The organism is Bombella dulcis (assembly GCF_026385505.1).
GTDB classification, from domain to species: Bacteria; Pseudomonadota; Alphaproteobacteria; order Acetobacterales; family Acetobacteraceae; genus Bombella; species Bombella dulcis.
In genome coordinates, this window is sequence record NZ_JANIDV010000001.1 from 666,980 (window position 1) to 685,962 (window position 18,983).

At 60.8% G+C, this 18,983-nt stretch carries 16 protein-coding genes and 1 other RNA gene; 16 read left to right on the forward strand and 1 reads right to left on the reverse strand.

What is annotated here, in order from left to right; all coding sequences use genetic code 11:
- The first annotated feature begins 96 nt into the window (after window positions 1-96).
- Window positions 97-1,005 (forward strand): LysR family transcriptional regulator, encoded by a 909-nt coding sequence (locus NQF87_RS03050; protein ID WP_266126932.1) that lies wholly within the window; start codon window positions 97-99, stop codon window positions 1,003-1,005.
- Window positions 1,006-1,107: 102 nt separating this feature from the next.
- Here the strand turns inward: NQF87_RS03050 and NQF87_RS03055 are convergent, their stop codons facing one another.
- Window positions 1,108-1,374, reverse strand: coding sequence for a DUF2312 domain-containing protein (locus NQF87_RS03055; RefSeq protein ID WP_266126933.1), 267 nt, complete (start codon window positions 1,372-1,374; stop codon window positions 1,108-1,110).
- 375 nt (window positions 1,375-1,749) lie between these two features.
- Between NQF87_RS03055 and zwf the strand changes: the two genes are divergently transcribed.
- The 15 genes from zwf to murB all read left to right on the forward strand — a co-directional run bounded on the left by zwf (window position 1,750) and on the right by murB (window position 18,970).
- The gene (gene zwf / locus NQF87_RS03060; protein ID WP_266126934.1) at window positions 1,750-3,222 is read left to right on the forward strand and encodes a glucose-6-phosphate dehydrogenase; all 1,473 of its coding nucleotides are present in this window, start codon (window positions 1,750-1,752) and stop codon (window positions 3,220-3,222) included.
- A gap of 137 nt (window positions 3,223-3,359) precedes the next feature.
- Window positions 3,360-3,815 carry a hypothetical protein gene (locus tag NQF87_RS03065; RefSeq protein WP_266126935.1) on the forward strand — a complete coding sequence of 152 codons (456 nt, stop codon included), beginning with the start codon at window positions 3,360-3,362 and terminating at the stop codon, window positions 3,813-3,815.
- Between the two features lie 62 nt (window positions 3,816-3,877).
- Window positions 3,878-4,279: RNase P RNA component class A (rnpB, locus tag NQF87_RS03070), an RNA gene on the forward strand.
- Window positions 4,280-4,693: 414 nt separating this feature from the next.
- Entirely contained in the window at window positions 4,694-5,170 is a 477-nt protein-coding gene (mraZ, locus tag NQF87_RS03075) for a division/cell wall cluster transcriptional repressor MraZ (protein WP_266126936.1), read from the forward strand.
- Window positions 5,167-6,141, forward strand: a complete 975-nt coding sequence (gene rsmH, locus NQF87_RS03080) for a 16S rRNA (cytosine(1402)-N(4))-methyltransferase RsmH (protein ID WP_266126937.1) — start codon at window positions 5,167-5,169, stop codon at window positions 6,139-6,141. The genes mraZ and rsmH overlap by 4 nt, the downstream gene beginning before the upstream one ends.
- The gene (gene ftsL, locus NQF87_RS03085; RefSeq protein ID WP_266126938.1) at window positions 6,138-6,890 is read left to right on the forward strand and encodes a cell division protein FtsL; all 753 of its coding nucleotides are present in this window, start codon (window positions 6,138-6,140) and stop codon (window positions 6,888-6,890) included. Before rsmH ends, ftsL begins: the two co-directional genes overlap by 4 nt.
- A 238-nt stretch (window positions 6,891-7,128) precedes the next feature.
- Window positions 7,129-8,901, forward strand: a complete 1,773-nt coding sequence (locus NQF87_RS03090; RefSeq protein ID WP_266127041.1) for a peptidoglycan D,D-transpeptidase FtsI family protein — start codon at window positions 7,129-7,131, stop codon at window positions 8,899-8,901.
- Window positions 8,902-8,941: 40 nt separating this feature from the next.
- Window positions 8,942-10,429 carry a UDP-N-acetylmuramoyl-L-alanyl-D-glutamate--2,6-diaminopimelate ligase gene (locus tag NQF87_RS03095; protein WP_266127042.1) on the forward strand — a complete coding sequence of 496 codons (1,488 nt, stop codon included), beginning with the start codon at window positions 8,942-8,944 and terminating at the stop codon, window positions 10,427-10,429.
- Complete coding sequence (locus NQF87_RS03100) at window positions 10,429-11,844, forward strand: UDP-N-acetylmuramoyl-tripeptide--D-alanyl-D-alanine ligase (RefSeq protein ID WP_266126939.1); 1,416 nt, start codon at window positions 10,429-10,431, stop codon at window positions 11,842-11,844. The genes NQF87_RS03095 and NQF87_RS03100 overlap by 1 nt, the downstream gene beginning before the upstream one ends.
- The gene (gene mraY, locus NQF87_RS03105) at window positions 11,844-12,935 is read left to right on the forward strand and encodes a phospho-N-acetylmuramoyl-pentapeptide-transferase (protein ID WP_266126940.1); all 1,092 of its coding nucleotides are present in this window, start codon (window positions 11,844-11,846) and stop codon (window positions 12,933-12,935) included. The genes NQF87_RS03100 and mraY overlap by 1 nt, the downstream gene beginning before the upstream one ends.
- A complete protein-coding gene (gene murD, locus NQF87_RS03110) occupies window positions 12,935-14,287 on the forward strand; it encodes a UDP-N-acetylmuramoyl-L-alanine--D-glutamate ligase (RefSeq protein WP_266126941.1) in 1,353 nt (450 codons plus the stop codon). Before mraY ends, murD begins: the two co-directional genes overlap by 1 nt.
- Window positions 14,287-15,492 carry an FtsW/RodA/SpoVE family cell cycle protein gene (locus NQF87_RS03115; protein WP_266126942.1) on the forward strand — a complete coding sequence of 402 codons (1,206 nt, stop codon included), beginning with the start codon at window positions 14,287-14,289 and terminating at the stop codon, window positions 15,490-15,492. Before murD ends, NQF87_RS03115 begins: the two co-directional genes overlap by 1 nt.
- Complete coding sequence (gene murG / locus NQF87_RS03120; RefSeq protein WP_266126943.1) at window positions 15,489-16,598, forward strand: undecaprenyldiphospho-muramoylpentapeptide beta-N-acetylglucosaminyltransferase; 1,110 nt, start codon at window positions 15,489-15,491, stop codon at window positions 16,596-16,598. The genes NQF87_RS03115 and murG overlap by 4 nt, the downstream gene beginning before the upstream one ends.
- Before the next feature lie 40 nt (window positions 16,599-16,638).
- The gene (murC, locus tag NQF87_RS03125; RefSeq protein WP_266126944.1) at window positions 16,639-18,063 is read left to right on the forward strand and encodes a UDP-N-acetylmuramate--L-alanine ligase; all 1,425 of its coding nucleotides are present in this window, start codon (window positions 16,639-16,641) and stop codon (window positions 18,061-18,063) included.
- Window positions 18,053-18,970: a UDP-N-acetylmuramate dehydrogenase gene (gene murB, locus NQF87_RS03130; RefSeq protein WP_266126945.1), complete on the forward strand. Its 918-nt coding sequence runs from the start codon at window positions 18,053-18,055 to the stop codon at window positions 18,968-18,970. The genes murC and murB overlap by 11 nt, the downstream gene beginning before the upstream one ends.
- The last annotated feature ends 13 nt before the right edge of the window (window positions 18,971-18,983 follow it).

The following is an 18,983-nucleotide window of genomic DNA, read 5'->3' on the forward strand; positions in this document are numbered from 1 at the left end:
GCCCCCTGTGTTGTTAACGCTCCCTTCTGTAAGGCAGGGTAAAAACTCCTACAAATATATAGTTACCATCATCTCCATATATTTTATATATGGATCATGGATATCCGTCATTTCCGCTATTTCGTCACCATCGCCGAGACTGGCAACATCACGAAAGCCGCTGAAAAGCTGGGCATGGAGCAACCCCCGCTCAGCCAGCAGATCCGCCGACTGGAAAGCTCACTGGGCGTGTCACTTTTCCGCCGTCAGCCCCGTGGCGTCACCCTGACAGAAACCGGTCTGACCCTGCTCCCTCATGCCCGGCTGATCCTCGATCTCCGCCGCCAGTTCATCGAAGACGCCCACGGGCTGTCCCAGGGCAAGAAAGGTCATCTGCGCATCGGGCTGGCCGGGGCCGTCCCCCTGCTGCCCAGCATCCCTTTCGCCATCCGGCAGTTCAGCAACATCGCACCGGGTGTGACCCTCTCGCTGGAAGAAAGCAACACGCCTGCCCTCTGCGAGGCCCTGCTTTCCTACCGCATGGACATCACCATCCTGCGTCCCCCCGTGCCGGACCAGGCCAACGTACAGGTCATCCCCCTGCTGGATGAGCCGACCCTGATCGCCCTGCCCAGAGGACACCCTTTCACCGACGTGCCGGAGCTGCATCTCAGCCGGCTGGCCACGGAACCGCTCATCATCTTCCCCCGTGAGCTGGGGCCGGGGTTCTTTGATGCCATTCTGGCAGCCTACCGGGATGCAGGCGTCACACCCTCCCTCGGGCAGCAGGCCCCCCAGATTGCCGGAACCATTCCCCTGGTCGCTGCCGGACTGGGCGTCTCCATCGTGCCGCAGTCACTCCATCAGCTCCATACGGGAGGCGTCACCTTCCACAGGATCGCCCGCCCCGCTCCTCACGCCACGCTGGCCATCGGCATACGGAGGGGAGAACAGCCCCCGCTCATCCATCATTTCATCACCGTTCTCCAGCAGGCCTGCAGAACCTACAGGGACATGCCGGACTGACAGATCGGACTGACGGGCCGGACATGAAAAAAGCCTTTCCCGCAGGCAGGGTCATGCCCTCAGGAAAGGCCTTCCCAGGCTGGACAGGAACGGACGGACCGCCTACATGCCCAGCGCACGGCGATAGATGTCGAGCAGCGTCTCCTGCTCTTCCACCTCGGCAGGCTCCTGCTTGCGCAGCCGGATCAGCTGTTTGACGACCTTGACGTCAAATCCGGCCGACTTCGCCTCCTGAAACACGTCACGGATATCCGATCCCAGGGCCTTGCGTTCTTCTTCCAGACGCTCGACACGGTCGATGATGGACCGCAGCCGATCAACAGCAATGCCACCCGTCATGGCACCCTCATCACCACTTCCCATACCCATACATACTCCTCACACTCTGCTCAGACAGCGTCGTCTCAGGCGGCTTATCGCTCCCTCGCCGTCACGGTCAATACCATTCCGGCGAAAGAGATTCCGCCATCTCTCCCACGGACCGGCAGACCCCGCACCCGTGTGCCAGAAAAGCCGGAACCACCAGAAAATGCAAACATGAACACGACGTTACGGACCGGCAGGAATTCGCGCTGACAGCCCCATCCTGGGCCGGAGAAAAACATTTCAACCATCTCCGGTCCCTTATCCATCCGTTATGGCTTGAACGGGACAGGAAACAGGCTCTAAAATAAGGGCAGAAACAAGACAAGAGACAGAATTCTGCCTCCCCGGAGTTTCAGAACAGGAAAGGTACGCCTCATCATGGCACACTCTCAGCAGACCGCACCGTTCGACTACGTCATTTTCGGCGCCACGGGCGATCTGACGATGCGCAAGCTTCTCCCGGCCCTCTACAACCAGCTTCGTGTTGGGCATGTTCCGGAAGAGGCCCGTATCATCGGGACCGCCCGCTCCTCCCTGTCCCGTGAAGAGTACATTACCCGTACCCGTGAGGCTCTGGAAAACTTCCTGCCAGCACAGCACAAGGATGCTGCGCTGATCGACCGTTTCCTCAAGAAAGTGCATTACGTCACGCTGGACGGCACGAAGAGCGACCATAACTGGGACGACCTGAAGGCCGTTCTGGACCAGTCCCCGACTGACCGCATCCGCGTGTTCTATTATTCCACGGCACCGCAGCTTTTCGAGGCCATCAGCGAGAACCTTCACCGCTTCGGTTTCATCACCCCGCAGTCCCGTGTCGTGCTGGAAAAGCCGATCGGAACGGACAGTGCCTCCGCCAGGGCCATCAATGACGGTGTGAGCCGCTTCTTTGAAGAGAACCAGATTTTCCGCATTGACCACTATCTGGGCAAGGAAACCGTGCAGGACATCATCGCCCTGCGCTTTGCCAACCCGATCTTCAATGCCGTCTGGTCTGCCGAACACATCCAGAGCATCCAGATCACCGCTGCCGAGACCGTGGGCGTGGAAGGCCGTGCCGCCTATTATGACACCTCCGGTGCCCTGCGTGACATGATCCAGAACCATCTGCTTCAGGTTCTCAGCCTCTGCGCCATGGAAGCCCCTGCCGATCTGGAAGCGGACAGCGTCCGTGATGCCAAGGTGAACGTCCTGAAGGCCCTGCGCCCCATCCCTGAAGAGAAGGTGGCCAGCGAGACGGTCCGCGCCCAGTACGTCAAGGGCGAGATGAAGGGCAAGCCGGTTCCGGGCTATCTGGAAGAGCTGGGCGAAGACAGCCACACTGAGACCTATGCCGTCATGCGGGCCTATGTCGATACGCCACGCTGGAAGGATGTGCCCTTCTATATCCGCACGGCAAAACGTTCGACAAAGAAGGTGAGCGAAGTCATCGTGACTTTCAGAAAGTCCGCTTCCTCCCTGTTCGGCAAGTCCGCTGCCTCTGACCGTCTTGTGATCCGCCTCCAGCCGGATGAGGGCTTCGGTCTGGCCCTGAATGTCAAGAACCCCGCCGCCGCCGGGTTCGATCTCCAGCATGGCAGCATGTCCGGAAAGTTCGCTCCGGCTGATGGCTCCCTCATTCCAGATTCCTATGAGCGTCTGATGCTGGATGCCGTCCGTGGCTATCCGGCTCTCTTCATCCGCCGTGACGAAGTGGAAGCTGCATGGGCCTGGGTTGAGCCGACCCTGAAGGCATGGGCTGCGAACAAGGCACCGATGGCCCATTACGCCGCCGGGTCTTACGGGCCGGAAGAAGCCCGCCGCTTCATCGCCACAACGGGCGATGCGTGGCACGAAGACATGGCGGACTGATCTGCCCATGAACAGCAACAGGAACGGCCTCACCGTACCTGCCATATGATTCTGCGAACCGCCCTGCTCCTTCCAGCAGGGCGGTTCTGCCTTGTCACCTCTCCGTCATTCCTCATTCCTTCCAGGGCAGACCCGTCATGACCGAACCCTCCACCCCACCCCGGCTGGGCCGCCGCCGTCCAAGCCCCCCCCGTTCCCTGAAACAGCACATCATTCGTCGTCTCATCATCGTGGTGCCCGCCTTCCTGCTCATGTTCCTTTTCGTCAGGACAGGCGTGCTGGACAGCCTCTACGACCAGTTCACCTTCAGCAAGCTGAGCTGGTTTGACAACACCGCCCTCGTGGAACATCTACGGACCGTCATCACCCATAAGGGACTGACCCCTCTCCCCAGACGGTGCCTGGTCATGGTCGTCAATGGCGACGGCAGCGTGAACACGCCCACGATTGACGTGCTGGGACGGCATGGGAATGGCTGCCCCGGTGACAAGCCTTCAGCAGAACTGCTCTTTCATGTCCGGGTGGATCGTGCAGGCCAGAGCATCATGACGGATGCAGGCTCACCCGACATGTACCACCCCCTCACCCCCTGAGGCACGCCCCCACCCATCCCCCGCTTGACCGACCCCTGACGGGCAGGCATAAGCACCCTCAGCCAGATGGTCGGGCGATCGCCGTGTTTCTTACGGAACATGGAGGAAAGTCCGGGCTCCACAGGAAGACGGTGCCGGCTAACGGCCGGCGGGGGTGACCCCAGGGACAGTGCCACAGAAACAATACCGTCCGCCTGCTGTCTCCCGTCATGGGAGATGATGCGGATAAGGGTGAAACGGTGCGGTAAGAGCGCACCGCGCGGCTGGCAACAGCGGCGGTCATGGTAAACCCCACCGGGAGCAAGACCGAATAGGAATGACAAGCCAGACATGGCTGAGGGGTCCTGCCCTGTCATTCGGGTTGGTTGCGTGAGGTGTATTGCAAAATACATCCCAGAGGAATGATCGCCCCGCCTCCTGCAGAGGAGGCAGGACAGAACCCGGCTTACAGACCATCTGGTCCCGATTATGTCATTTTAAAGAAAATAATACAGTCTCATCATAAATATTCTATAATGGAAAATTCAGCCTTCCGCATATAAGTTGAAAGTATAATCCTTTCACATATAGAAAAATCTTTAATTTATACTACATATAATTTTTACCGCGTAAAATAATATACTTTCCAATACTCAACATATTATTATTTAAAAATATTTCCTATACTTCAATAAATACACCAATATATTTCTATATGCGTAAAAATGAAGTTGATAACTCCTAGCATAGACCATTTCTCAAAAAGTATCCCTTCACATCATTTTCCGCAATAAAACTTTGACGTCCCACAAAATCCCATGATACCCCATGAAATCCCACAGCAGGGGTACACCATCAGCTTTCATCATTCAGGCATAGGGGGAGGGACTTTTCAGATCATGACCATGTTTCTCGGAACCCATGCCAGCCGGATTGATGCCAAAGGGCGCATGTCCATTCCGTCTCCCTTCCGGGCCGTTCTGAAGGATCAGGCACGCCCCGGGGAGCCTCTCATGATCATCAGGCCTTCCCATCTGCATGATTGCCTTGAAGGCTGGTCAGCCTCGGCTTTTTTCACCTTCTCAGGTGCCCTGGATGAGTATGATCCTTTCTCCGAAGATCATGACGATCTGGCCACAAGCCTTTACGCTGACGCCTATCCGCTGGACTGCGACAGGGAGGGGCGGGTCAGCCTGCCCAGAAACCTGAAAGACCATGCCGGGCTGGAGGATGATGTCAGCTTCATGGGGCTGGGCTGTGTCTTCCAGATATGGAACCCCGCCCTCGTCGAAGAACGCAGAAAACAGGCGCGCAGCCGCACAAGAGACCTTGGCCGCCGCAAGCAGTCCACCCCTCGGGAGGCCACGGCATCATGAACAACGCCTATCAGATCGCTGAAGAAGTGCAGCAGGAAGGCCATTTTCCCGTCATGCTGCCGGAAGTGCTGGAAACGCTGAACCCGAAAGCCGGTGGCGTGTATCTGGACGGCACCTTTGGTGGTGGCGGGTACAGCCGTGCCCTGCTCCGCTCTGCCCCCTGCACGGTCCATGCCATCGACCGTGATCCCGACGCCATCAGGCGTGGCCAGCCCCTCGTCGCTGCTTCCGAAGGACGCCTGCACCTGCATCAGGGCACCTTCAGTGCCATGAAAGAGCTGGTCGGGCATCTCGGCCCCTTCGACGGCATCGTGCTGGACCTTGGCGTGTCGTCCTTCCAGCTTGATCAGGAAAAACGGGGTTTTTCCTTCCGTCATGATGGTCCGCTGGACATGCGCATGAGCACCGACGGGCTGAGTGCCGCTGATATCGTCAATGGCGAAAAGGAAGAGGCTCTGGCCGACATCCTGTATCATTATGGAGAGGAACGCCGCTCCCGCCGTGTCGCACGGGCCATCGTCGATGCCCGTCAGAGCGGCCCCATCCAGACCACCGGGCAGCTTGCTGAAATCATCCGCAGGGCCGTCCCCAAGGAGCGACCCAATTTCGACCCGGCCACCCGGAGTTTTCAGGCCATCCGCATCGCCGTGAATAATGAGCTTGGCGAGCTGGAGCGCACGCTCGGAGCCGCCCCTGATCTTCTGGCTCCTGGTGGGGTGTTCTGCATCGTGACCTTCCATTCGCTGGAAGACCGCATGACGAAACGTGCCCTTGCACGGCTTGCAGGCCGCATGGCAGGGCCATCCCGTCATACGCCTCTTTCCATGCAGCAGTCGGAAGCCCCGGAGTTCGCTCTTCTCCACACACGCCCCCGCACGCCTGCCGAAAAAGAACTTCAGCTCAATCCCCGCTCCCGCAGTGCCCGTCTGCGTGCCCTGAGACGCCTTCCCGCCCATGGAGCTTCCTCATGATCCGTTTTGTCACTCTCTTCTGTGCTGCCATGGCGGCTGGTTCCGGTCTCTTTCTCTACACGAAGAAGCACGAAACTCTCGTCCTGAACCAGAACATAAGGAAGACTGTTGAGGACACGCGCCGTGTCCAGCAGCAGACGGCCATCCTGCGTACCCAGTGGGCACTCCTCAACCAGCCGGACCGGCTCAGTGCGCTGGCACAGCGTGTGCTGCCGGAGATGAAACAGGTGGACCCCACACAGTTCGTCCAGCTGACGGACCTTCAGAAGCGGCTGCCAGCCATCGACCACCGCATCATCCCCATGTCTCCGAAACGGGGGCAGGCACAGAAGGAGCTGGCCGCCCTGACGGCGACAGCCCATCAGCAGGCTGCATCTCCTGCGCCTGCCAGTCATCTGGCGCATGATGTCGTGGCCAATGCAGAGCACAGGCCTGCCCGTCCCCGGCCTCATGGCGACAGCGATGGCGAGGCGGACCGGAAGCTGGAACAGAGTCTGGCTCTCCTGAGCGAACAGGGCAGCAATACACCTTCCCTGCATCATGGTCATGATACAGATGCCGTGGCGAACCCTGTCCACCGGAAGATCCGCTCTGCTTCCGCTCACGCCCATAATGACCCGGCGGAAGATGTGGCATGGCATCCGGCACATCCCTCTGCAAAACATGGCCATATGAGTGGCATCCATACGCTCTCGGCACCTACGGATGAGCCAGCCCCTCTTCCCCCGCCTGTTCCCCTGACGGACTGAACCACGGGCGGACTTCGCCCTTTTTTCCATTCATCACTCCTGCCGAGCCCCTCGCCCCATGGCTTTCAGACCGTCCCGCAAGACCAGCCGACCACAGCCTGAACAGAAGAACGGGACAGAAAAACGGCGTTTTTTCCTGGCATATCCGCTGGAACGCCTCAGGGCCTGGTGGGACGACCGCAAGGAAAATCCCCTCAGCTGGCTGGAAAAAAGCCGCAACAGGCTTGTCTATCTGGGAATGGGTTTCCTGTTCCTCTATGGCGGCGTGGCCATCAAGGCCCTTTTTGCCACCATACTAGCCCCCATGGCCCCCCTGCCCAACCAGATCGGCAGTTCCATTCCGGAAATCCCGCATCCTGACCCCAGGGCCATGGCAGGCAACGGGTTTGTGCTCCCCAACATCCGGCGGGCCAGCATCATGGACCGCAACGGGCAGCCTCTGGCCCTCTCCCTGCCAGTCGTGCAGGTTTATGCCAATCCCATGGAAATCATCGAGCCTGAGGATGTCGCAAAGAAACTCCGTACGATCCTGCCGACCCTCAACGTGGCAGAGACCGTCCGTCGGCTGAAACAAAAAAAGCAGTTCGTCTATCTCGCCCGCAACATCGCACCAGTTGACGAACTGGCTATCAACAATCTGGGCATTCCCGGCCTCTATTTTGAAAATGGAGAACAGCGGCACTATCCGCTGGGCAATGTGGCCGCCCAGATACTGGGCAGCGTGGATATTGACAACAAGGGCATCGCCGGTGTGGAGAAATTCTTCAACCAGCGTCTCATGCAGGATCACACCCCACTCCGCCTCTCCATTGATGCCCGCGTGCAGGCCGCCGTGCGAGACGAACTCAACGAGGCCAAGAACCTCTTCCGGGCCATCGGGGCCTCCGCCATCCTGATGGATGTCCATACCGGGGAAATTCTGGCCATGGTCAGCCTACCTGACTATGACGCCAACAATTTCGCCCATGCCGCTGATGATGCCCGCTTCAACCGGGCCGTGACGGGCATGTATGAGCCTGGCTCCACCTTCAAGCTCCAGACGGCAGCCATGGCCCTCCAGCTGAAAGTGGCCCATCCCTGGGACCAGTTTTCCACCACGCCCATCCATGTCGGCCGTTTCACGATCTCCGACCTCAAGACGGACCATTTCGCCCCGTGGCTGGCCCTGCCGTCCGTCATGGCCTATTCCTCCAACCCGGCCTCGGCCCATATCGCGCTGGATGTCGGCCGGGAACGCCAGCATGACTGGCTGAAAAACATGGGCTTTCTAGACCGTGTCCCCGTCGAGCTTCCCGAAGCGGGACGGCCTCTGGTTCCGTCCATCAAAAACTGGGGCGAAACCACCGTCATGACCGTCGGCTTCGGGCATGGTGTGGCGGAATCACCCCTCGCCATTGTCCGGGGGACAGCCTGTACCGGGAACGGGGGATATCTCGTCACCCCCACCCTCCTTGCCCGTGAACATCTCAATGATGATGTCGTCATGGCAGAAGACCAGAAAGGCCCACACCTCATCTCGACCGAGAATTCAAACCTGCTGCGGCGCATCCTACGGCTCGTCGTCACCAAGGGAATTGGGAAGAAAGCCGAAAGCCCCGGCTATCTTGTTGGCGGGAAAACCGGTACGGCTGAGAAGATCGGTGCGCATGGCGGGTATCTGAAACATGTCAACATCACGGCCTTTACGGGCATGTTCCCCATGAATGATCCCAAATACGCCCTCTATGTCATGCTGGATGCCCCACAGGGAACGGCAGAGACACATGGCTGGACCACGGCCGGATGGATCGCCGCCCCGACATTTTCCAGAATCGTGACACGCACGGCCCCCATGCTGGGCCTCTTCCCCCTGGATGCGGCCAGGGCACAGCAGCTTGACGACCAGCTTGCCCTGCCGCTGACGCCATCCGTTCCACCCGGTGTCCGTCACCCGCTCGGTCCCGGCAATGACCCGGGAGCCGTCACGGTCAACCGTCTGGCAGCCAGACATGGTGCCCATCACACGCACTGAACCCGCATTCCGTTACTGCCCCATCATGAAGGCATCCACCATGAAACTCTCCTCCCTGCTCGATCATCATGGTCTTTCCCGTCACCTCATCAGAGACCCGGACATTTCCAGCATCACGGCAGACAGCCGGAAAGCGGACGCAGGCTGTCTTTTCGTGGCCCTGAAAGGCACAAAGCAGGATGGACGCCATTTCATTCCTCTGGCCATCGCCCAGGGAGCGGCTGCCATCGTGCTGGCCGACACACCAGACGAACAGTACCCCACCGAACAGAGCGAGAACGGCCATACGGCCCCCATCATCACCCTGCCTGACCCGGCCCGTTTCCTTGCCCGCTCGGCAGCCCTTCTGGCTGGCCCACAGCCGGAGCACGTCGCCGCCATTACCGGCACGAATGGCAAGAGCAGCACGGCAGACTTCCTCCGCCAGCTTCACCAGCTCCGCCATGAAAAAGCCGCTAGCCTCGGCACTCTGGGCCTCATCAGTGATGTGAACCTGCCGCCTCTGCCGTCCCTGACCACACCGGATGCCGTCACCCTCGCCGATACGCTTGCTGCCCTCAGGAAACATGGTGTCAATCATGTTGCGCTGGAAGCCTCATCACACGGACTTCAGCAGCACCGGCTGGATGGTGTCGCCATCACGGCAGCAGCATTCTCCAACCTCACACGGGACCATCTGGACTATCACCACACGCTGGAAGCCTACCGGCAGGCCAAGCTGCACCTGTTTGAAAAGCTGCTGCCTGAAGGAGGCCGGGCCGTCATCAACACCGACATGGATGCCGAAAGCTTCAGGACACTCCGTGAGATTGCCACCCGCCGGAAACTGGACCTCCGCACAGTCGGCACGACAGGCGACACCATCCGTATTCTTGACGCGACCCCTACCCCGCAGGGTCTGGACCTGACACTCCAGCTGCATGGCCGCACACTGCCCCCCCTCCATTTTCCGCTTCCGGGCCGGTTCCAAGCGGAGAATGCCCTGCTGGCAGCGGCCCTCTGCTGGGATGATGACAGGGACGCTGAATCGGTCATAGCCCTGCTGCCGCACCTGAAAGGCGTGCCGGGCCGCTGCGAACCGGTCGCCCATCTGCCGAACGGAGCCTGCGCCTATGTGGATTACGCCCACACACCGGATGCTCTGGAACATGTCCTGCTCAGCCTGCGCCCTCATGCCAGCGGCAGGCTGGTTGTCGTCTTCGGTGCCGGGGGAGACCGTGACAGGGGCAAACGCCCCCTCATGGGGCAGATTGCCGCCCACCTCGCCGATGAAGTCATCGTCACCGATGACAACCCCCGCAGTGAAGACCCCGCTTCCATCCGGGCCGAAATCCTTGCCACGGCTCCGCAGGCAAAAGAAATCGGCGACCGTAGACAAGCCATTCAGACCGCTCTTGCCGGACTGAAAGAAGGCGACGTTCTCCTCATCGCCGGGAAAGGCCATGAAACGGGCCAGATCATCAAGGGAGAAACGCATCCCTTCGATGACCGCCTCATTACTGCCACCCTCGCAAAGGAGCTTGCCTGATGCCCACCAGTCCTGTCCTCTGGACCAGCACGAAACTCCGTGAGGCCACACGGGGAGAGCTTTCCGGTGCTGTGCAGGTGCGTGGCGTCTGCATCGACACACGAACCTTGCAGCCCGGCGATCTCTTCATTGCCCTGATCGGTCATAATTCGGACGGTCACCGCTATCTGAAACAGGCACTGGAAGCCGGAGCCAGCTGCGTGATGGCCCACGATGAAGCCGCCATTGCCGAAGCCGGTCTGACAGATGATCCCCGCCTGCTGAAGGTCACTGACACCATGCAGGCACTGGAAGATCTGGGGCGTTACCGGCGGTCACAATTCCAGGGTAAGGTCATCGCCATCACGGGAAGCGTGGGAAAAACAACCACCAAGAACATGCTGGCCACGGCCCTTGCGGCTTATGGCAAGGTCCATGCTTCCGTGGCGTCCTTCAACAATCACTGGGGCGTGCCGCTGACCCTCGCCCGTCTGCCGAAAGAGGCCGACTTCTGCATCAGCGAAGTGGGCATGAACCATCCCGGGGAAATTGCGCCACTGGCCGCCCAGATACGTCCCCACATTGGCATCATTTCCACCATCGGTAACGCCCATCTGGGCCATATGGGCAGCATCGACGCCATTGCAGAGGAAAAAGCCGCCCTGTTCGCGGCCCTGCCTGCCTCCGGCATCGCTCTCTGCCCGGAAGCTTCACAGGGCCTTGCCCGCCTGAAAGAGGCCCTGCCTGCTGGCGTATCCCTCTGGCAGGTCGGCACGACGGAAAAAGCCACCATCCAACTGACAGACCTCACCTGCACGGCAGAAGGCAGCCATCTCCATCTGCTCACGCCACAGGGTGAAACCGATATGGAGCTGACCGCCCCCGGCCCCCATCTGGCCCGCAACGCTGCGCTGGCTCTGGGCACCATTGCCGCACTGGGCCTGTCACCAGCGGCTGGAGCCGAGGCCCTGCGCCATTTCCTGCCCGAGGCGGGGCGGGGTCAGCAACGCCTGCTGCCCGGCAACGTCACCCTGCTGGATGAGAGCTACAATGCCTCCGGCCCCAGCATCTGCGCCGCCATTGAAACACTGGCCCTCATGCCCGCAGAACGTCACGTCGCCGCTCTGGGGGACATCAGGGAACTGGGTGCCTTCGCCGAGGCCGAACACCGTGCCCTGGCCGGGCCGTTAATAAAGCATGACATTCTAACATTCTGTTGCGGCCCGCATATGAAATCCCTTTACGAAGCCCTTCCTCCTTCCCTACAGGGGGGCTATGCTGAAACGTCAGTCCAGCTTGCCTCCCTGCTGCATCCCGCACTGAAAGACGGGGATGCCCTGCTCGTGAAAGGCAGCCTGGGCAGTAACATGCGTGCCCTCATTGCTCTGCTGGAGCAGCCTGTAACCACAACACCCCACGCCCCAGAGTCCGCCTGATGCTCTTCAACCTTCTTGCTGCACCTTCTTCCTCCCACGGCGGCCTGCTCAATCTGCTGCATTACATGACCTTCCGGGCCGGATGCGCCTGCCTGACGGCACTGGTGATCTCCCTGCTGCTCGGCAAGCCCTTCATTGCCCAGCTCAAGCGCATCCAGCGGCAGGGGCAGCCCATCCGTGCCCTCGGGCCGGAACGGCACATACTGGAAAAGGCCGGTACCCCCACCATGGGCGGCGGCCTCATCCTGTTTTCCCTGACCCTGTCCACTCTCCTCTGGGCAGACCTGTATGACGGGTTCGTCTGGGCCGTACTGCTGACAACGCTGGGCTTCGGGGCCATCGGCTTTGCGGATGATTACCTGAAGCTGGCCAAGGGCAATAGCAGAGGGGTCTCCAAGAAACTCCGTCTGGGCGGAGAATTCCTAGTCTCCTGCCTCGCCGGGATCGCCATGGAAGCCATGACACCGCCTGATCTGCGCAATGCCGTGGCCTTCCCCTTTGCCAAGACCTTCGTCCTCCATCTCGGCTATGTTTTCCCACTGTTCGCCATGATGACAATTACGGGCTTCGGCAATGCCGTGAACCTGACAGACGGGCTTGATGGCCTGGCCACGGTTCCCTCCATCATTGCCGCCCTCGTCTTTGCCCTGATCGCCTATCTGGTCGGCAACCATGTGTTTGCGGATTATCTCCAGCTCCACCATGTCCCCGGTACCGGGGAGCTGAGCATCTTCTGTGCCGCCCTGATCGGAGCCGGGCTGGGCTTTCTCTGGTTCAATGCGCCTCCGGCGGAAGTCTTCATGGGGGATACCGGGTCTCTGGCACTGGGCGGTGCCCTCGGTGCCGTGGCCGTGGCCGTGAAGCATGAGCTGGTCCTCTGCCTTGTCGGCGGACTGTTCGTGGTGGAAACCATCTCCGTCATCATTCAGGTTTTCTGGTTCCGCCGGACGGGGAAGCGCATCTTCCTCATGGCGCCCCTGCATCACCATTTTGAAAAGATGGGCTGGCAGGAGCCGAAAATTGTCGTCCGCTTCTGGATCGTCGCCATCATTCTGGGGCTGTGTGGTCTGGCCACACTGAAACTGCGCTGATGACGGCTTCATCCTCTTCCCCGACATGGCCTGCCACGCTGCTGGCGGACCGGCATTATGCCGTCTGCGGTCTCGGCCGTAATGGAGCCGCCGTCGTACAGGCCCTGCTGGATATGGGAGCAGCCGTTCAGGCATGGGATGACAGCAGGCCGGAGCTTCCCGCTCACCTCGCCTCACATCCCCGCCTGACACTGGCCCCCCTCACAGACCTGACAGGCATGGAGGCCCTGATCCTGTCACCGGGCATCCCCCATCACCTGCCCAAGCCACATCCTGCGGCCCTTCTGGCACAGGAACAGCATGTGCCCATCCTCTCGGATGCCGAACTGCTCTGGCAAATTGTCCGCAGGGCAGGGTCAGAGGCACGGTTTGTCTCCATCACGGGAACCAACGGCAAATCCACCACCACGGCCCTGCTGACCCATATCCTCACACAGGCAGGAATTCCGGCCTGCTGCGGAGGCAATTTCGGCACGGCCTCCCTCGCCCTGCCCGCCCTGGGGAGTGATGGCGTCTATGTCATCGAAATGTCGTCCTACATGCTGGAACGGCTGAAAGACTATCATGCCTGCACCGCCGTCCTGCTGAACCTGACACCGGACCATCTGGACCGACATGGCTCCATGCAGGGTTATCTGGACGCCAAGGCACATGTTTTCGACAACATGACCACAGGTGATCTTGCCATTCTGGGTGAAGACGCCTCATGGGCGGAGGCCCTGCGCCAGAGTCTGGCAGCACGAGGTGTCACCGTCCAGACACTCGCCATAACACAGGCCGTGCCAAAGGCAGACGCCCCTTTCCTGCCAGGGCAGCATAATGCCCAGAATATCGAGACCTGCCGGGCCATCGCCCGCCATCTGGGCCTGTCAGAAGACCAGATTGCCCGGGGGATCAGGAGTTTTACCGGGCTGGATCACCGCCTCCAGCTCGTGGCGCAGGCTGATGGAATCAGTTTCATCAATGACAGCAAGGCCACCAATGCGGAAGCCAGTTTCCATGCGCTGCGAGCCTTCCCCAGAAGCCTGTGGATTGCTGGAGGGATGGCCAAGGAAGGCGGCATAGCCAGCCTTGCCCCCCTCTTCAGCCATGTACGTCGTGCCTTCCTCATCGGGCAGGATGCGCTACTGCTAGCCGACACGCTGAAAGCGCACGGCGTTCCCTTCGAGATCAGCGGCACGCTGGAGCAGGCCACCCGGTCGGCCTGGACTTTCGCCCGGACGCAGGAGGCCCTGCCCATCCTGCTCTCCCCGGCCTGTGCAAGTTTTGACCAGTTCCGCAACTTCGAGGAACGGGGCACGGAATTTGCGGCACTGGCCCGCAGCCTCTGTGCGAAAAAGGAACCCCGCTGATGGCCCTTGCCGACCGCTCCAACAGTTCCCAGAAGGCCCAGTGGTGGCGCAGCCTTGACCGTGTCAGCCTGAGCTGCGTGGGCATCCTCATTGCGCTGGGCTATATCCTCATGCTGGCGGCCAGCCCTGCCGTGGCGCACCGCATCGGGGCCTCCCGGAACATGTTCATTCTCAAACAGGTGGTCTTTCTGGCTCTTGCCGGCTCGGTCGTCATCGTGACATCCCGCCTCAGCCCCCGCATGATCGGGCGTATCGCCGTCATGGGCGGTGTCGTCGCCCTCGGGGCAACCTTCCTGACCCTTGTCCACGGCATGGAGATCAAGGGGGCCAGACGCTGGATTGCCCTGCCGCTCATGTCCGTCCAGCCTTCGGAATTTCTCAAACCCTGCTTTGCCGTCGTGACAGGCCTGCTGCTGAGCCTCCGCCATACCCTGACACTGGCCAACGGATGGCGTTTCCCGGGGCGGCTGGTGGCCTGCGGGGTTTATGTCGTCATTGCGGCCCTGCTCCAGGCCCAGCCGGATATCGGGATGCTGTCCGTCATCAGCATGGTGTTCATCACCCAGCTTTTCATTGACGGTCTGCCCATCATCATCTTCGGCATGCTGGTCACGGCCGCAATGGGAGCCTTCGGCGTGGCCTATCTGGTGTTCGACCACGTCCATTCCCGTGTGCAACGCTTCCTGCATCCTGATGTGGGCGACCATTACCAGATCGACACCTCCATGCGGGCCTTCGGCAATGGAGGACTGCTGGGCCGGGGGCCGGGTGAAGGCCGGGTGAAGGACCTTCTTCCCGATGCCCATGCCGACTTCGTCTTTTCCGTGGCGGGGGAAGAATATGGCTTCGTGATGTGCCTCTTCATCATTGCCGTCTTTACCGTGCTGGTCTTCTCCACCCTCAACCGCCTCCTGGAAGAGAAGAACCCCTATGTCATCCTCTCCGCAGGCGGGCTGGTCACTGGCTTCGGCCTCCAGGCCTTCGTCAACATGGGATCATCCCTGCATCTGATCCCCACCAAGGGCATGACACTGCCCTTCATTTCCTACGGGGGCAGCTCGGCCCTTTCCGTGGCCCTGACCATCGGCATGGCTCTCGCCCTGACCCGCCATCGTATGGAAAGTGGCCTATTTACTCCATCGCCTTCCTCTGCTGAAACAGCCCCGCGCCTGACCAGATCATTCCATAAGGATCAACACCAATGAAACACGCATCCATCATCATTGCCGCCGGTGGCACGGGTGGTCATTTCTTCCCCGCTGAAGCTCTCGGGGCGGAACTTCAGCGGCGTGGGCATCAGACCGTCCTCATCACGGATGCCCGCAATAGCCGGGCAGGCGATGGTGTTTTTGGGGGTAGTCCCCGCTTTGTCCTCAAGGGTAGCGGCGTAGCTAGCAAAAAACCTGTTGAGAAACTCAAAGCTCTCAGTCAGTTGCTCCGGAGCACTTTTAATGCCCGCCAGATCATGGAAAAATATCAGCCTGCCGCCGTTGTCGGGTTTGGCGGCTATCCCTCCATCCCCCTGCTGGGCAGCCGCCTGAAGCTGGGTAAAAAGCCTGCCTTCATCATCCATGAGGGCAATGCCATTCTCGGGCAGGCCAACGCCCTTCTGGCCCGTTTCTGCGATGCCATCGCCACCTCCTATCCCCGGGTCGCCCGCCTGCCAAAAGGCCGGAAGGTCGTGCAGACAGGCATGCCCGTACGTGCCGCCATCGAAGACCTTGCCGATGTCGGCTATACGGCCCCGGACATGTACAACCATCAGGGTCCCATCAACCTGCTCATCTGGGGCGGGTCTCTTGGTGCCCAGATTTTCAGCTCTGTCGTGCCACAGGCTCTCTGCAACCTGCCCCAGCATGTCCGGGTCCGCCTGCACGTGACCCAGCAAGCCCATGAAGAGATGGTTCCTGTCCTTTCCGGCATCTATGAGCAGGTCGGCATCAGGGCCACTGTCACACCCTTCATCAGGAACGTGGCCGAAGAGCTGGAAAAGGCCCATCTCGTCATCGGGCGGGCTGGTGGCTCCTCCATTGCCGAGCTGGCGATGGTCGGGCGTCCGTCCATCCTCGTGCCCCTCCCCATTGCGGCATCCGACGAGCAGGCCGTGAATGCACAGGCCATGGAGCGGGCCGGTGGTGGCTGGATGGTCCGCCAGCGTGACTTCTCATCAGAGGCACTCTGCAGGCATCTGGTCCAGCTCCTCACCCATCCCGAGGAACTGGCCAAGGCGGCAGAGGGGGCACGCAACCTCCAGCAACGCCGTGCCGCCGAAAGGCTGGCCGACCTGGTCGAAGCCTCCATCGACGCCTGATTCCCCTGCCCACCTTTTCCCCCTGCCGGAGTTCTCCCTAATGCGTGCATTACCCCTCAATCTTGGCCTGATCCACTTTGTCGGCATTGGCGGCATCGGCATGTCCGGCATTGCCGAAGTGCTGCACATGCTTGGCTACAAGGTTCAGGGGTCCGACATGGCCAAAAATGCCAATGTGAAGCGTCTGCGCAGGTCAGGCATTCATGTCCATATCGGCCATGACGAGGCCAATCTGGGGGAAGCCCGGGTCGTCGTCATCTCCACTGCCGTGAAGCGGGACAATCCCGAGGTCATGGCCGCCCGTGCCCGGCTCATCCCTGTTGTCCGGCGGGCGGAGATGCTGGCGGAGCTAATGCGCCTGCGCTGGGCCGTGGCCATCGGGGGGACACACGGCAAGACCACCACCACCAGCCTCGTAGCCTGCGTGCTGGAACAGGCGAAGCTGGACCCGACCGTCATCAATGGTGGTATCATCGAGGCCTACGGTACGAACACCCGCATGGGGTCCGGTGACTGGATGGTCGTGGAAGCGGATGAGAGCGATGGCTCCTTCCTCCGCCTCCCCGCCATCATTGCCGTCGTCACCAACATGGACCCCGAACATCTGGACCACTGGGGGTCCGACGAGGCCATGGAGGCCGGGTACCGGCAGTTCGTCTCCAACATCCCCTTCTACGGGTTTGCCGTCCTCTGTGTGGACCATCCCCGTGTGCAGCAGATGATTCCCCAGCTCTCCGACCACCGTGTCGTGACCTATGGTTTCAGCCCGCAGGCGGATGTCCGGGCGGAAATCACCGGAACGGACAGCCGGGGCGTGACCTTCAGCGTCACCATCACGGACCGGGCCAGCAGCAGCCGACGTCTGGCCGGACCGTTCCATCTGCCCATGTTCGGCCATCATAACGTCCTCAATGCCGTGGCGGCCATCGCCGTGGCACAGGAAATGGAAATCCCCGATCACGTCATCGCCGATGCCCTGGGGGGCTTCCGGGGCGTACAGCGTCGCTTCACCCTGACGGGTACATGGAATGACGTGAAGATCATTGATGATTACGGCCATCATCCTGTCGAGATCGCCGCTGTCCTGAAAGCCGCCCGGCAGGCTGGCGCAAAGCATGTCATTGCCGTCATCCAGCCGCACCGTTATTCCCGCCTCAGTGCGCTGTTCAACGATTTCTGCACCTGCATGAATGATGCCGATACCGTCATCGTGGCGGATGTCTATGCCGCCGGGGAAAGCCCCATTGAAGGCATCGGACGGGACCAGCTCGTGGAAGGTCTGCGGGACCGCGGGCATCGCCATGTCCTGCCTCTGGCCTCCCCGGAAGAACTGGCCAGCCTCGTTGCCGATGTTGCCATGCCGGGCGACTATGTCGTCTGTCTGGGGGCTGGCTCCATCACCCACTGGGCACAGGCCCTGCCTGAACAGCTTACCAGCCTGAACGGAACGCATCATGACGGCTGATGCGCCTTTCCAGCAGGTACGGGGACGGCTGAAAGCACAGGCGCCTCTGGCCGCCCGCAGCTGGTTCCGCAGTGGCGGGGCTGCCGACTGGCTGTTCGTCCCGCAGGATGCGGAGGACCTTGCCTCAGCCCTGCGCCAGTGCCCGTCTGACCTGCCCGTGACGGTTCTTGGGGCCTGCTCCAACGTCATCATCCGGGATGGAGGTCTCCCGGGGCTGACCATCCGCCTCGCTGGCGGCTTTGCTGCCATTGAGGCCGATGGTGATGGCCTGATCGCCGGAGCTGCCGCACTGGATGGCAGCGTGGCCGAGACGGCGGCACAGGCAGGCATGGCCGGTTTTGCCTTCCTTTCCACCATTCCCGGCTCCATTGGCGGGGCCGTCTACATGAATGCGGGAGCCTACGGGGGGGACATGTCCACCCTGCTCGACTGGGTGGAGATTCTGACCCGTGAGGGCACGCTCCAGCGTCTGCCTGCTGCATCACTGAACATGCAGTACCGCCACACTTCCCTGCCTGAAGGCAGCATCGTCCTGCGTGCCCGCCTGAAAGCGCATGGGGAGGAAGACCCGGCCGCCATCCAGCAGACAATGCAGGAGATGCGGGCCAGCCGTGAGGCCAGCCAGCCCCTGCGTGCCCGGACGGGCGGCTCCACCTTCCGCAATCCCGAAGGGCGTAAGGCATGGGAACTGATTGACGCTGCCGGGTGCCGGGGACTGCGGCACGGCGGAGCGCAGATCAGCGAGAAGCACTGCAACTTCATGCTCAACACGGGGGACGCCACCAGCACGGAACTGGAAAAACTGGGCGAAATGGTCCGTGCCCGTGTTCTGGACAAGAGCGGCATCACCCTCCACTGGGAAATCAAGCGTCTGGGCCGCTCCCTTTCCTCCACTTCTTCCTCCTGACGATGAGACATCG

Bases quoted from the DNA above. Each gene is read 5' to 3' on its own strand.
- NQF87_RS03050 (WP_266126932.1), top strand. From the start codon at position 97: ATGGATATCCGTCATTTCCGCTATTTCGTCACCATCGCCGAGACTGGC.
- NQF87_RS03055 (WP_266126933.1), bottom strand. From the start codon at position 1,374: ATGGGTATGGGAAGTGGTGATGAGGGTGCCATGACGGGTGGCATTGCT.
- zwf (WP_266126934.1), top strand. From the start codon at position 1,750: ATGGCACACTCTCAGCAGACCGCACCGTTCGACTACGTCATTTTCGGC.
- NQF87_RS03065 (WP_266126935.1), top strand. From the start codon at position 3,360: ATGACCGAACCCTCCACCCCACCCCGGCTGGGCCGCCGCCGTCCAAGC.
- mraZ (WP_266126936.1), top strand. From the start codon at position 4,694: ATGACCATGTTTCTCGGAACCCATGCCAGCCGGATTGATGCCAAAGGG.
- rsmH (WP_266126937.1), top strand. From the start codon at position 5,167: ATGAACAACGCCTATCAGATCGCTGAAGAAGTGCAGCAGGAAGGCCAT.
- ftsL (WP_266126938.1), top strand. From the start codon at position 6,138: ATGATCCGTTTTGTCACTCTCTTCTGTGCTGCCATGGCGGCTGGTTCC.
- NQF87_RS03090 (WP_266127041.1), top strand. From the start codon at position 7,129: ATGGGTTTCCTGTTCCTCTATGGCGGCGTGGCCATCAAGGCCCTTTTT.
- NQF87_RS03095 (WP_266127042.1), top strand. From the start codon at position 8,942: ATGAAACTCTCCTCCCTGCTCGATCATCATGGTCTTTCCCGTCACCTC.
- NQF87_RS03100 (WP_266126939.1), top strand. From the start codon at position 10,429: ATGCCCACCAGTCCTGTCCTCTGGACCAGCACGAAACTCCGTGAGGCC.
- mraY (WP_266126940.1), top strand. From the start codon at position 11,844: ATGCTCTTCAACCTTCTTGCTGCACCTTCTTCCTCCCACGGCGGCCTG.
- murD (WP_266126941.1), top strand. From the start codon at position 12,935: ATGACGGCTTCATCCTCTTCCCCGACATGGCCTGCCACGCTGCTGGCG.
- NQF87_RS03115 (WP_266126942.1), top strand. From the start codon at position 14,287: ATGGCCCTTGCCGACCGCTCCAACAGTTCCCAGAAGGCCCAGTGGTGG.
- murG (WP_266126943.1), top strand. From the start codon at position 15,489: ATGAAACACGCATCCATCATCATTGCCGCCGGTGGCACGGGTGGTCAT.
- murC (WP_266126944.1), top strand. From the start codon at position 16,639: ATGCGTGCATTACCCCTCAATCTTGGCCTGATCCACTTTGTCGGCATT.
- murB (WP_266126945.1), top strand. From the start codon at position 18,053: ATGACGGCTGATGCGCCTTTCCAGCAGGTACGGGGACGGCTGAAAGCA.